At 67.4% G+C, this 13,259-nt stretch carries 9 protein-coding genes and 3 pseudogenes; 7 read left to right on the top strand and 5 right to left on the bottom strand.

Features of this window, described 5'->3' with window-relative positions:
* The first annotated feature begins 105 nt into the window (after window positions 1–105).
* Window positions 106–1,317, top strand: a complete 1,212-nt coding sequence (locus ABZT02_RS41505) for an IS701 family transposase (protein ID WP_356027683.1) — start codon at window positions 106–108, stop codon at window positions 1,315–1,317.
* A 205-nt stretch (window positions 1,318–1,522) separates the two neighbouring features.
* Here the strand turns inward: ABZT02_RS41505 and ABZT02_RS41510 are convergent.
* Window positions 1,523–2,140 (bottom strand): annotated as a pseudogene (locus ABZT02_RS41510) (transposase family protein); the annotation flags it as partial.
* A 237-nt stretch (window positions 2,141–2,377) separates the two neighbouring features.
* Here ABZT02_RS41510 and ABZT02_RS41515 point away from each other — a divergent pair.
* Entirely contained in the window at window positions 2,378–2,992 is a 615-nt protein-coding gene (locus ABZT02_RS41515) for a hypothetical protein (protein ID WP_356027608.1), read from the top strand.
* A 58-nt stretch (window positions 2,993–3,050) separates the two neighbouring features.
* Here ABZT02_RS41515 and ABZT02_RS41520 read toward each other — a convergent pair whose 3' ends face one another.
* Window positions 3,051–4,406 carry a NucA/NucB deoxyribonuclease domain-containing protein gene (locus ABZT02_RS41520; protein WP_356027611.1) on the bottom strand — a complete coding sequence of 452 codons (1,356 nt, stop codon included), beginning with the start codon at window positions 4,404–4,406 and terminating at the stop codon, window positions 3,051–3,053.
* Window positions 4,407–5,043: 637 nt separating this feature from the next.
* On the opposite strand from ABZT02_RS41520, the pseudogene ABZT02_RS41525 reads away from it, so the two are divergent.
* Window positions 5,044–5,529, top strand: a pseudogene (locus ABZT02_RS41525) (IS5 family transposase); the annotation flags it as partial.
* Window positions 5,530–5,560: 31 nt separating this feature from the next.
* On the opposite strand, the gene ABZT02_RS41530 reads toward ABZT02_RS41525, so the two are convergent.
* On the bottom strand, window positions 5,561–7,201 hold the full coding sequence (locus tag ABZT02_RS41530; protein WP_356027613.1) for a caspase family protein: 1,641 nt from the start codon (window positions 7,199–7,201) through the stop codon (window positions 5,561–5,563).
* A 62-nt stretch (window positions 7,202–7,263) separates the two neighbouring features.
* Between ABZT02_RS41530 and ABZT02_RS41535 the strand changes: the two genes are divergently transcribed.
* Window positions 7,264–7,671, top strand: coding sequence for a hypothetical protein (locus tag ABZT02_RS41535; RefSeq protein WP_356027616.1), 408 nt, complete (start codon window positions 7,264–7,266; stop codon window positions 7,669–7,671).
* A gap of 285 nt (window positions 7,672–7,956) precedes the next feature.
* On the opposite strand, the gene ABZT02_RS41540 is transcribed toward ABZT02_RS41535, so the two are convergent.
* On the bottom strand, window positions 7,957–9,060 hold the full coding sequence (locus ABZT02_RS41540) for an SAM-dependent methyltransferase (RefSeq protein WP_356027619.1): 1,104 nt from the start codon (window positions 9,058–9,060) through the stop codon (window positions 7,957–7,959).
* A 192-nt stretch (window positions 9,061–9,252) separates the two neighbouring features.
* Here ABZT02_RS41540 and ABZT02_RS41545 point away from each other — a divergent pair, with 192 nt between their 5' ends.
* Complete coding sequence (locus ABZT02_RS41545) at window positions 9,253–9,558, top strand: dTMP kinase (RefSeq protein ID WP_356027621.1); 306 nt, start codon at window positions 9,253–9,255, stop codon at window positions 9,556–9,558.
* Window positions 9,559–10,086: 528 nt separating this feature from the next.
* On the opposite strand, the gene ABZT02_RS41550 is transcribed toward ABZT02_RS41545, so the two are convergent.
* Window positions 10,087–10,281, bottom strand: coding sequence for a hypothetical protein (locus ABZT02_RS41550; RefSeq protein ID WP_356027623.1), 195 nt, complete (start codon window positions 10,279–10,281; stop codon window positions 10,087–10,089).
* 972 nt (window positions 10,282–11,253) lie between these two features.
* On the opposite strand from ABZT02_RS41550, the gene ABZT02_RS41555 reads away from it, so the two are divergent.
* Both ABZT02_RS41555 and ABZT02_RS41560 read left to right on the top strand, forming a co-directional pair.
* Entirely contained in the window at window positions 11,254–11,958 is a 705-nt protein-coding gene (locus ABZT02_RS41555; RefSeq protein WP_356027625.1) for a carbohydrate ABC transporter permease, read from the top strand.
* An 82-nt stretch (window positions 11,959–12,040) separates the two neighbouring features.
* Window positions 12,041–13,075: pseudogene (locus tag ABZT02_RS41560) on the top strand (glycoside hydrolase family 3 N-terminal domain-containing protein); the annotation flags it as partial.
* Between the last annotated feature and the right edge of the window lie 184 nt (window positions 13,076–13,259).

Consider the following 13,259-nt stretch of genomic DNA (forward strand, 5'->3'; position numbering starts at 1 on the left):
GGGCTTGGTCAGGTCGGTTGTGGTGGTGCGTGTCCTGCGGGCCCGGTGTGGCGTTGAGGGTGTGTGACTCCGGACGAGATTGCTGTGGTGCGTGGTGAGTTGGAGATGTTCGCGGCGGAGGTGTTCGAGCCGTTTACGCGCAAGGATCAGCGCCGGTGGGGGCAGGTTTATCTGCGGGGGCTGCTGACCGACGGGCATCGCAAGTCGGTCGAGCCGATGGCCGCCCGGCTCGGGGAGGACGGCAACCGTCAGGCACTGGCCAACTTCATCACCACCAGCCCCTGGGACCCGGCCCACATCCGGGCCCGGCTCGCCTGGCGGATGGAGGAGGTGATCGGGCCGGACGCCCTGGTCTTCGACGACACTGGCTTCCTCAAGGACGGGACTGCCTCGGCGTGTGTGTCGCGGCAATACACCGGCACCGCGAGCAAGGTCACCAACTGCCAGGTCGGCGTCTCGCTCCACCTCGCGTCCGAACACACCTCGGCGGCGGTCAACTGGCGGCTGTTTCTGCCCCAGACCTGGGATCCCGCCTCACCGAAGGCCGATGCGGACAAGATCGCCCGTCGCACCGTCTGCGGCATCCCGGACGACGTCGGGCATGTGGAGAAGTGGCAGCTGGCCCTGGATATGCTCGATGAGACCCGCTCCTGGGGACTCGACGTGCCACTGGCCATCGCGGACGCCGGCTACGGCGACGCCGCCGCCTTCCGGCACGGACTGCAGGAGCGTGGCCTCAACTACGTGGTGGGGATCTCCACCACGCTCTCCGCCCAGCCCGCCGACGCGGTGCCGGTGGCCGAGCCGTACTGCGGAAATGGGCGCCCGCCGGTGGCGAAGTATTCCGACAAGGCGCGGTCGGTGAAGGAGTTGGTCATCGCGGCGGGACGGAAGGCGGCCCGGCCGGTGCAGTGGCGGGAGGGTTCCCGGCCCGGCAGCAGTCGCTCGGGCCGCAAGCGGATGCACTCCCGCTTCGTGGCCTTGCGCATCCGGCCTGCCGGACGTGAGGTCCGCCAGCACGCCGACGGCCCGGAACTGCCCGTGTGCTGGCTGCTGGCCGAATGGCCCGCCGACGAGAGCGAGCCGGTGCAGTTCTGGCTCTCCGACCTGCCTTTGACCACACTGGTCCGCCTCGCCAAACTCCGCTGGCGCATCGAGCACGACTACCGCGAGATGAAACAGGCCCTGGGACTTGCCCACTTCGAGGGCCGGACCTGGAACGGATGGCACCACCACGTCACCCTCGTTTCCGTCGCGCACGCCTTCTGCACCCTGCAACGACTGGCCCGGGCCCCAAAAGACGCGGCGCCGGCCTGAGCCTCTACCAGGTCGTCCGCGAGCTGCAGACACTCCTCGCCCTCTGGACCGGTGCCTGCCCCACCTGCCACCGCAACATACCCACACCAATCCCAACCTGACCAAGCCCTACTAGGGCCGTTGATCGAGATCCGTCGCAGTGATCGAAGAGCCGGTTCGAGGAATCGCGGGGGCCAGCACTTCCTCACCGAAGACCAGGCCCCTGCCGGAAGCAGACGGCGATGCCTTCGTTGCGGGCGGCCGTGGCGTCGTGCATACGCCCAGGCCGCAGGGCATCGGTCCATAACGTGCGGCCTCGCCAGTCGGCGATCACGGTGGCCTTCATCGTGTTCTGCTTCTTCTTGCCCGAGACGAACGCGCGTCGGCCGCCGCGGCCGGCCGGTGGCCGGCGGACCTGGATCTCGGTGGCGTCCAAACGCAGCTCGACGCTTTCGGCCTGGGCGTAGGCAAACACATCCGTCAGCGTCCGAAGCCGCAGGCCGGGACGGTCGGGAACTGCGCACCCCCGCTCCGCCAGGAGCGTGCGGACCTCTCCGATCGCCCGGGTGACGGTGGAACGGTCGACACCGAACAGCAGTCCCAGCACCGAGTGCGGCAGATCGTGCCGCAGATGGATCAGCGTGGCCACCAGCCGGTCGACGAACATCAGCTGATGGCTGGCGCCGGCACCCGCGGCCCGCTTCCTGGCCCCACCCCGAGCCGCATGGCGACGACCTTCGACCCCGGCCTGCCACGGCTCCGCCAACTCCTCGACCAGACGCGCAAGATGACGCCGAGAGATCCCCGTGAACAGCCGATGCGCCAGCACCGCCCGATTGACCATCATCGCCACAGCGGGATCATGCCATTCACCTGGCACGACACCTCACCCGCTATCACGCACCAACTCGTAAGGGCCGTCTAGGGTGGTGTGGCTTCTCAGGCCGCCAGGATTGGCCACGATCATCGGTGCAGAGCGACACACGAGCGAACGGTGCTCCCCCTACGCGAAGCGGCCAACGACTCAAACGTGGCCGACTGGGTTGCTGCGTGGCTGCTCCCTTCCTGGCATGCTCGGGGCATGCCAGAGATCAGCCAGGTGGGAGCAGTCAATATCGAGCACGGCCACTTTCCCGTTGGTGAGATGTGGGAACCGGGCTTCGAACGCAGGGAGGACGAGCCGGACTTCCAGACGGATGCCCCCGTCATCGTCGTTCCTGGTCAGGTCATCGTGACGTCCCGGGTCCAGGAGCACGCTGCACCGGTGGTGGTAGCGGTCAGGGACCAGGAGGATGACGCGCCAGGTCCCGGCTGGACTCTGGTGGCATCCGTGGACTACCGGCCGGTCTATACGGGACGGATGGCAGTTTTGGACTCCCTCAACGGACCTGCCGGGCCTGCGGCGGGATCCCTTGAGGTGTTCGGCCAGCGCGCCGAACCCGGTGAGCCTTTCGTGCAGTTGGATCCCGCCCGTACCTACCGAGCGCAGGTGTGGGCGCAGGGCCGAAGTGACTCCCGTGAGCGGTTCGACGCCGCTATCCGGCGCGAGGAACAGGGTGGCCAGGACGGGTTCGAAACCTATCTGATCGCGTTCATCCCGTCAGGCATGCAGGAGCCACCCGTTCCTGCCGCAGGAGAGAGCCGACGAGATCGCCTCGCCCGCCAGCACGGACGGCCCCCGCTCAACATGCGCTGATCAACTGGCAGACCCAGAAGGGGAGCAACCTGTGGCCGCTCCCCCATGGGTGTGCCGGTTACTGCACGAAGATGCCGTACGCGTTGTTGTGCAGGATCCGGTCACTGCCGTACCAGTCGGCCAGCTCAGTGCCCGCCTTGCTGTTCTCCGCGCCCGGCACATAGCGGACGGAGAAGTTGCCGTCCCCGAAGCCGGCGCCTTCCTTGGTGGAGGCGAAGGGGAATTCATCGCACTGGTAACTGTCGTTGGGACGGCTCAGGCCCCGGCACGCAGCGTCCTTGGCGTTGCGGTTCTTCCGCGTCACCTCAGCTGCGGCAGCATCGTAGTTGGTCCAGTTGCGGTGCAGGGGACGCGGGTTTGCGTTCCAGACGTCGCCGGGAATCACCTTGCCGGCCTTGACCGGGTACGTGGTCAGGGGCTTGTACAGCGCGTCGTAGATGTGGTTGGCGACTCCTGCGGTGTCGCTCTGGGCCCGGTCGTAGGAGAACGACGGGGTGACACGGTCGAAGACTGCTCCCGCGTCGTAGTACTTGCTGCCGAGAGATTTGGACGAGTCGAACCGCAACCCGCCTTCGGGCCCGCTGCTCCATGGTGTGGTGGCGCCCCCGCCGGTAACCTTCCACTGGTGGTTGTACACGCAGGTGGCGATGTCGTCCGGGCCTGTGCCGCTTCCCCTGCCGGAGACCAGACCGTAGGCGATGTACTCATCACGCCAGTCAGCCACAGTCGTGGTGAACGGATTCGAGGAGACGTCGGCCACCCTGCAGGAGCTCGAGGAGGGCCAGGCCCCCTGGCCGATGTAGAAGCTCATCATCGCGGCGTCGTTGAACTTGCCGGAGGCCACGACCTGGTCGGTGTGGACTTCGATGGTCGCGTCCCGCAGTTCGCCGGAGCCGGTGCCGATCTCGGTCTCGCGGAACCGGACCATGCCCTCGACCGCACCCTCGCCGCTGAGCTTGACGGCGGTGTTGTAACCCCAGCGGCAGAAGCTGAAGTGATTGATGATCTTGCCGGCGGCGTCGTGCGCGTCGGACATCGCCCGACACTGTTCCTTGGTGAGGGCTGCGGCGGCGCGTATCCGTTTCTCCGCGGCCGCGTCACCAGGCTCGGCGACGTAGGTCTCGCCGCTTTCCTGAGCGATCCGTTGCTCGTTGGCCTCGCTGGACGGTTCCAGGGGCGTCGGGGCCTCGCTGGTCTGCGGTGTTTCAGCGGAGATGGCCGAGCGCTGCCGGGTGAGGTCCTGCCGGTAGTCAGTGCCTAACGGCAGATCGATGGGCTTGCTGGACCGCAGCCAGACGATCTGGCCTTCGCTGCTTTCCGTGGTGCCGGCGGCAAGGGCACTGGTTCCGGTGAGCATCGTGGTGAGGCTGGCGATGCCGAGAGCGAGGGCGGTTAAGCGTCTCTTCGCGTACAATGCGGGTTTCCTCCCAAATGATTGGATGGGAGGACCAGCCCATCAGGACTAGAACAAGTGAGCTATGACCAACACCATGGTTTACACAGGAGCCCCACAGGTTCGGTCAACTCCACTGGAAGCAAAGGCACTTGGATGACAACATTTCCACCCTGCAAGGGGTTCGACCCAAGAGGTCGCAACTGGCGTTTCCTCCTGGTCGCAAGCCACAACAGCCGCTCTTCACCGCGGCGCAGACGAGAAGAAGCCGCTCTCGATGGCAGAAAAGCAGTATCCCGACGGGGAAGATCAGTCACCCACATCGGGCGCAAAGTCGCTTCGAACGCCTCATGCGCATGCATCACTTCAGCGTCGCGGTGATCGGATGCGGCGTCTCCCCCTCTGACAGGGCGGGTTGCCGAAGCAGCGGGCGCGGGCAGGCCCCGGCAGTAGGGGCTCCGTCGCGCTGGTCGGGGGCGCAGCAACAGCGCGAAATGCCCGCGCCCCCTCCCCTAGCCGAGCCCGTGGTCGGCTCTCGTACCCTTCCTGCCCTTGATTACTGGCGCAGCGTGTACGACTCCACGATCGTGCGAGCCCATCAGCATGCGGCCGGAGCCCGCAAAAAGGGGCCCCGATCGGCGAACCCGATGACCACGCCATCGGACGGTCCCGCGGTGGACTGACCACGAAGATCCACCTCGCAGCCGATGCCCGCTGCCAACCCCTCGCGTTCGTTCTCACCGCGGGACAGGCCGGCGATGCACCGGCCTTCACCGACGTCATGGCCCGCCTGCGCGTTCCCCGACGACGTGGTCGTCCACGCACCAGGCCGGACGTGGTCCTGGTGGACAAGGCCTACTCGTCCCATGCGATCCGCGACCACCTGCGCAAGCGCGGCATTCGGGCGGTGATCCCCGTCCCGGCGGATCAGCGTGGCCACCGGCTGCGGCGGGGCAGTCGGGGCGGCAGGCCACCAGCCTTCGACCGCGAGACTTACAAACCGTCGAGCGGTGCATCAACCGCCTGAAGCAGTGGCGAGGCATCGCTACCCGCTACGAGAAGACCGCGACCATCTACCTGGCCGGACATCACATCGCTGGCATCTTCCTCTGGTCCACCCGATGATCCAAACGAAAGCCCGTAGGTGTACTGGGCTCTGCCGTTCTCACGCTTCGTCACGTGTTGCGGCGGTCGACGATGCGCAGCGGTCGCTGAACTGCGTCCGCGAAGGCGCCGGGAAGCGTGAGCAGTGCGCGACAAGCCAGAGAGGGAACCCCCTGAGCCGGCCGAGTGCCGTCACCGAGGGCGGCACTCATCAGAGCAAGACCAGCGCCGTACAGGGCCAAGGCAGGGAGGTCGCCATGGATTGCGTAGCTCATCACGGCTGGCAGCAGCGTGAGCGCGCTGACGGCTCCGAGCACCCAGTCGGTGGCGCGACGGAACCAGAGCCACAGCATGGCGGCACAAATGATCCATTGGACGACTGGCAGGCCGTCAAACTTATCGAACCCCAGATCCTCCGGTGAAGTGAATGTTCCGAGCAATGACACCACGGCACCGGCGAGGAACATTGCGTCGTGGAGCCGGCGGGCGATCGATGCGAAGAAGAGGAAGCCCATGGTGCTCTGCAGCATGGTCTGTTCCCAGTACCTCAGGTGCATGGCCAACGCGGAGACGAGCCACAGGAGGCCGAATGCGAGCCCGAGGGTGAAGCGCAGGCCCTTGAGCGTTCGACGCAACCACGAGGAATCGGAGGTGAAAGATTCACCTGTGGAGACTGCTGCGAGCAGGAGCGCTGCAAGACCGCAGATCTGGAAGAAGGGTTCTTCGTCCTCGTACGGAGTCAAATCGCCATATGTAAACGGGTCGTTGATCCAGGCCCTCCATGCGAGCCAGGAGAACAACCCCACCAGCAAACTCGAGACCAGGGTCATTCTCCAAGGGCGCCGGTCGCCCAATGACGGACCGTCCGCCTGAGGGCTGGTGGGGATGATGCCGGGAAACCGTTGGGAAAGGATCTTCGACAGTTGTGACGGCTGCTCCACTTGCGAATCGGGTTGCCCCGGGCTGTGTGCCGCGCCCGCCTCGCCTGCGTGACGAATGGGGCGTTTGGCGATGATTTCGTCCCCCACTCCCTTGAGTGAGGACTGCGGCTTCGGCACGCCTTCCGGAATGATGTCCAGAGCGTGGCTGTACACGTCCCTCACAGCGACTGAGTTGGCGTGCGGGGACCGCGGCGTCGCCTCTCTCAATGCTTCAACGAGGGCACGGGTGAAAGGACTTGGGCTGCCGTGCTTCTCCGCGTCGCGTGCTGGTTCGGTGGCGCCGGATGCCGTGATGACGAAACGGCCTTTGCCGTTGCCGTCGAGCATCCTGGGCGTGACATTCGCGGCGTCTCCCTTAAAGGCTCCGGAATGGCAGCAGTCGAGGATGACGATGCGACTGCGTGCTGGAGAACTATCCAGCATGTCCGTGAGATCCTCACCCGAGAAGCTGGTCGATCTCAGTTCGTGGAGTGCGGTGTTGCGGGCACAGAGGTGAACGTTCGCTCGCCCCTTCTTCCCATGTCCGCTGTAGTAGAACAGCAGCACGTCGTCAGGGCTGCAGCCACCGAAGAACCTCTCGGTAGTTCGGGAGATCTCATCCTTGTCCGCATCGAACAGCACTTCGACGTTCTCGGGTGTGAAGACTCCGGTCTCGGAGTCCGTGAGAGCAGACCACATCGCCAGCCCGTCCCGTACCGGCCCGTTCAGCTTCGGTAAGCGCGTCGGTTCGAGTGGAAAGACTGCATTGCATACCAGCAAGGCTCGGTACATGGCACTCCCGCCCCCTATGATCGGCTCAGCGTACTCGCTGGCGAGGGGGAGAGGGGCGCGTGATGTCGAGCATTGAGCTGGTTGTCCAGTTGGCCGTGGAGGGGGTCGATCCCGATCATCCGTTGGTCGAACAGGCTCAGGCCGAGTTCCGGGAAGACGCCGACGACGTAGCCGGTCTCCTTGTCGAGGAGCGCGTCGCTCCGGTCGCAGGAGACAAGGGTGCGCTGACCGAGCTGGCACTACTCTTCACGTCATCCCGTGTCGGCTCCGCCGTAGTCAACCTGATCAAGGTGTGGCTGGAGCGGGATCAGAAGCGATCGGTCGAAGTAACGGTGACCAAGCCGGGTGAGCAGCCTTTCAACGTGCGGGCTTCCGGTGAGAAGATCTCGCTCAGTGTCCTCGAGGAGAGCTTGAAGGCTGCGGTGCAGGCAGCAGCACTACCGACGTCTCCCGGAGATAGCGGGGACTGAGCAGGCGGGCGGGACCGCGGCCCGGACACCTTCCGCATCAAGATCTGGAAGACGTGCGGCGGACAGGTAGTCCACGACAGCAGTGCCGCAACGATGGTCCACGGCATCGGCACAATCGGAGTCCGACACCAGTAGGGCAGCAGTGAGCGGTTAGGGTCATGGGCGGTCCTGTGGCCCTGTGGCAGGGGTCCCGTTCCGTGGCGGCGCGACCCCACACCACAGACCAAACACCAGATTCCGGGATCAAACAACGGGCGAAAACGACCTCTGATCCTGGCCATGCGGCTACGCAGCTGAGGGGCACCAGCGCGCGTAAGCGTTGCCACCCGATTCGAGCACTGAGGCCTCGCCTAGGAACCGTGCAAGGTCGTCGCGATCGCGCAGCTTCGTTTCTCCTGCCTGGCTCCCCCTGCTGGCATGCACAGTCGTGGGCGCTGGCTCGCCTGCGAGCTGAGCGCCCGATCGGGAGAGGATCAGATAGCTGCCGGAGGGCATGGCTTGCAGAAGACGGTGCATGCTGTCGACGGCCTCATTCGTGACTCCTAGCAGGGGTGCGACATCGAGCATGGTGATCGCGATGGGTTCGCTGAAGTCCAAGGTGTGCGCGGCGCCCCAGAGGATCTCGGCCGGGTCGCGCACGTCTGCGTCGATGTACTCTACAAGGTCGGCGTCTTCGGTGGGAGGTTGAGGCTCGTCTACGGCGTGCGCGGCGTAGACGAAGCGGCAGGCCACTGCGGTGGGCGAGCCGGCCGCCGACGAGGTGTCGTGGCCGGCCGGTGAATCGGTGTCCATGTCCAGGAACTGTCGTATGCCGGCATGAGCGAGGCGGGAGTGCACCGCGCTCGTGCGGTGGCGTCGGGAGTGCTGTACCCACCATCCGACGGGATCCGTACGTCGATCGGGGCCAGCGGGGCGCGCAGCGTGAGGAGGCGGTGCCTGCGGGTGGGGCAGCGGGTTTTTCGCGCGCGCCAGCATGTCGAGCAAGACCATGATCAGCATGCGGTCGTTGCTGCGTGCCCGCTCGAGCTTCGCCAGCCGCTCCAGTGCGTTGATCAGGCGCTCGTAAAGCCCCGGCGCGGCAGTTGCCGCCTGCCCGGCATCATGGGCGGGCTGCGGCGCGGGCTTTGCAGGGGCAGGAAGCCGCGCAGCGTGAAGAAGTCGACGCCCCTCGGCCAGGAGACGCTGGCGGAGGCGGGGCTCGGCCACGGTTGCGCGGATCAGGTCGTCGACCACGTCAGCCGGTGGCACACTACCGCTGACGTAGTGGCTGATCTGTGCCTTGCTGCGGTGGATCGACTGCCCGAGCTCTGCGAGCGTCATCCCGCTGGCCGAGATCCGGGCTCTGAGGAACTCCGCCAGTTCCCGCGCCTGCTCCGACTCGGCGCGCACCGGCTTCCACGGTCGGCCCCGACGGGCCCGTGGCCGGTCGTCCATTGTTCATCCGTCTCTGATCAAATGCTTGGTTGTCCGGATCGTACCTGCGGTGATCCTCTGACGACTGGAGAACAATTCAGCTGCCCTGCAGTGTGTGCAGCCCGGCACGTGACAGGCCGTGCCGTACTCGATTCACCAGGGGGCACCATGAACTCCGCGATCCTCAAAGATGTCGGCCGTATACAGCGTGTTCTGCTCGTCCTCATCCTGCTGCCGAGCTTGATGTTGCTGACGGCCGCCGCGGTGCCGGCGGTGGCGCTGCTGCCGTTCACCCGGCACGGCGGCGAACGGGCCGTCGGCATCATCACGACCCTTGCCGCCTTCGTCCACGACGTCCTCGTCGAAAGCAGAGACCACCGGCCCGACCACCCGAGACGACGCCGCCCCGCCAGCCCTCTTGTATCTGCGCGCCTGCTTCGCGCCAATTGCGGCCATTCGACTCACACGTGGTGACCTACGGGGCAGCGTCCGAGGCGGGAAAGCGTCGACCGATTTCTCCAGTAGTCGGGCGTAGTCGGCGTGCTGCGGCGGCCACAGCGCAGCCGAGCGCGATGGGGCACAGAGCCAGCTCCGCCGGTTGCTGATGACGTCCAGAGGTTGCAAGAGCCGTGGCAGGGCGCATGCGAACCTGGCCCGCCGCAGCCGGACAGCAAAGGCTCTGAGTACGCGAAGGTGTCCTGCTGCGCGGCCGACGTGACGACGAGCAAGGTGGAGGTCCGCGGCGCGGTCGCGCCCGTGGGAGACGCGTGGGAGACGGTGATGGGCAACATGGCATCCCAAGAACGGGCTGGGGCGGTCGCCGACCAGGCGCCCGACGCCGCCGGCGACCTGCGGCCCGTCCCGCCGGACGCCAGGACGGTCGGAGGGGCGCCGATCCGTCGGACGCGTATGAGAAGTCCTGGGGATGGGCCGGGCGCGCCCGGGTGCCCCGCGGCCCACACCGCAACGGGCGCCCCGGCGTGGTTGCGGCCGGTGTCCGCGTCAGAGGGCAAGGCGTCGGGGAAGCTGTGGGACGACGGTGCCCTCGATGCCCAGCACGTCTTCGGCGATCTCGACGGGCACCGACCCGCGCTCCTGGCCGTCCACGGTGCCGTCGACGACGGCACCGCCTACCGGGCGGAGCTGTCGGCCCACGTCGACCAGCCGGTCCTGTCCGACGACTTGATCCTCCAGCACATCCTCCAGCTGCCGGACTCTTGGTGGGCCGACCTCGCCGGGACGCTGGAGAGGGTGTCGGTGGTCGCCACCGAGCGCGTCGCCGTACGGCAGCAGTACATGGACCGGGCCATCCCCGAGTTCCTCGGCATCCCCGCCCCGGCCGTCGGGAGTCTTCGAGTTGGGCGGCCTGTAGCCCTTCGCGCCGGTGAGGTTCGCGCCGTCCAGGTTCGAGCCCCGTTCACGTCTACGACAACCACAAGTCCCACCGCAAGCGCCTCTGCCTGCCCATCGCGCGGCCACCGCAGCCCTGATCACCAAACAGCAGGACACGGTACGCGCACGGTTCCCCGACACCCCGGCCGGCGACCTCGTTCTGCTGCCCACCCAGATGCGCAACCCGTACGGCGCCAAGTCCGTCGGCGAGGACTTGATCTCCGGCTGGCGCCGCGACTGGGTGGCAGGCTGCCCGACTTCCACATCCCGTCACCGTCGAGACCGCCGGCCGCCGAACGACGCAGAGGATTTCGTTCGCCAAGGGCCGTATCTTCCTGTACGCCTACCGGCACAGCTACGCCCAGCGCTACGCCGACGCCGGCGTCGCCCCCGACGTCCTCAAAGAGCCAATGGACCACCGTCAGCTCAGCACGACACAGGGCTACTACCGGGTCGGTGAGAAGCGGCGGCGCGAGGCGGTCGACCCGGTCACCGCGATGCAGTTCGATCGGCACGGCACCAGGATCTGGCGCCAGGCCCAGCTCCTGATGGATTCCGGGCGCACCCGCCGCTCCGTCGATGAGGTCGCCGTGCCCTACGGGTTGTGTGTACGGTTCCGCTGCGTCGGGTGCAGCCATTTCCGCACCGGCGTCTCGTACCTCCCCGACCTGGAGACCTACCTCGCGGACCTCCTGCGGAGCCGCGAACGCCTCGCCGTGTTCGCCGCGCACTCCTGGGCCACCAGCGAGGCGATGCCGTCCGACGAGGAGAATACCCGTGTCCGGCACTCCGCTGGCGCCTCCCGCACATCCGACCCTGGACAATTACCAGAGCGTCCTCGACGGCGGCTTCACCACCTACCTGCTCAACAGTGTGGTGGTCACGGTGGCGGCGGTCGCGATCACCGTGGTCGTCGCGCTGATGGCGGCCTTCTCCATCGTCCGTTACACCAATCCCTGGTCGCGGCTGTCCTTCCGCCTCTATCTCCTGGGCCTGGCGATCCCCCTCCAAGCGGTGATCATCCCGGTGTACCTGCTGATCATCCGCATGCACATGTACGACAGCCTGATCGCGATCGTGCTGCCCTCGGCGGCGTTCGCGCTGCCGGTGACGGTGATGATCCTGGTCAGCTTCCTGCGGGACGTCCCGCGTTCGCTGTTCGAGGCGATGGTCGTGGACGGCGCCGGCGACTGGCGGATGCTGTTCTCGCTCGCCGCGCCGATGGCCCGCCCCGCGCTGGTGACGGTCGCGGTCTACGACGGCCTCCAGGTCTGGAACGGCTTCCTCTTCCCGCTCATCCTCACCCAGAGCGGCGACAAGGCCGTCCTGCCGCTCGCCCTGACCCTCTTCCGCGGCCAGTTCGGCATCAACGTGCCCGCGACCATGGCGGCGGTCGTCCTGTCCACCCTTCCCATGCTGGTCGTGTTCGTCCTCGCCAGGCGGCAGCTGGTCGCCGGACTGACCGCCGGATTCTCCAAGTAACCCCCGCTAGGGAGTCGGCCGGGGCGAAAGAGCCGCCTGCCGCCCTCGGCATGCCCGTGCAACACCCCCTGAGGAGTCGTGCATGACGACCACCACGCCGGACCACGCCGATCTCTCCCCGGCGGACGACGACCGTCCCTGGGCCGACCCCGCCCGCCCGGTCGACGAACGCGTCGAGGCGCTGCTGACAAGGCTCACCCTGGAGGAGAAGGTCGCCCAGCTCAGCAGCACCCGGGAGGACGTCGAACCGGCCGGCCCGGAAGTCGCCCCCGGCACCAGCCTGTTCGGGCGCGTCGGCGACCTCGACGAGACCGCCCGGCACGGCCTCGGCCAGCTCACCCGCCCCTACGGCACCGTCCCCCGCCCCGCCCTGGAACACGCCCGCCTGCTGGCCGCACGCCAGCGCCAGATCATGGCCCAGAGCCGCTTCGCCATCCCGGCGATGACCCACGACGAGTGCCTCACCGGCTTCACCGCCTACGGCGCCACCATCTACCCCACCTCCCTCGCCATGGCGGCCACCTTCGACCCCGCCCTGATCCGCCGGGTCGGCGCGGCCATCGGCGCCGACATGGCCGCCGCAGGCGTCCACCAGGGCCTCGCCCCGGTGGTCGACGTCATCCGCGACTACCGTTGGGGCCGCTGCGAGGAGACCTACGGCGAAGACCCGTACCTGGTCGGCGAGATGGGCGAGGCGTACGTCCTCGGGCTGCAGGGCGTCGGGGTGTACGCCACCCTCAAGCACTTCGCCGGCTACTCCGCCTCCATGGGCGGCCGCAACCACGCCCCGGTCGGCAGCGGCCCCCGCGAGCTCACCGACGTCATCCTGCCGCCCTTCGAGCGGGCCGTGGCCGCCGGAGTGGGCTCGGTCATGAACTCGTACGCCGAGATCGACGGCGAGGCCCCCGCCGCGAGCCGCAGGCTGCTGACCGGTGTGCTGCGCGAGCAGTGGGGCTTTGCGGGCACCGTCGTCTCCGACTACTGGTCGCTGCCGTTCCTGGTGAACGCGCACCGGGTGGCCGCCGATCTGCCGGCCGCCGGGGCGCTGGCACTGGGGGCCGGCCTGGACGTCGAACTGCCGGACCAGCGCGGCTTCGGCGCCGCACTCGTCGCCGCCGTCCGCGACGGAGCGGCCGAGGAGGCCGACGTCGACCGGGCCGTGCGGCGGGTGCTGCGGCAGAAGGTCGCCCTCGGGCTTCTCGACCCCGACTGGGACCCGGAGCCGCCCGCCCTGTGCGAGGGTCGGCTCGACCTGGACAAGCCGCAGAACCGGCACCTCGTGCACGCCGTGGCCCAGTCCA

The organism is Streptomyces sp. NPDC005402 (assembly GCF_040606575.1).
In the GTDB taxonomy this organism is placed as follows: domain Bacteria; phylum Actinomycetota; class Actinomycetes; order Streptomycetales; family Streptomycetaceae; genus Streptomyces.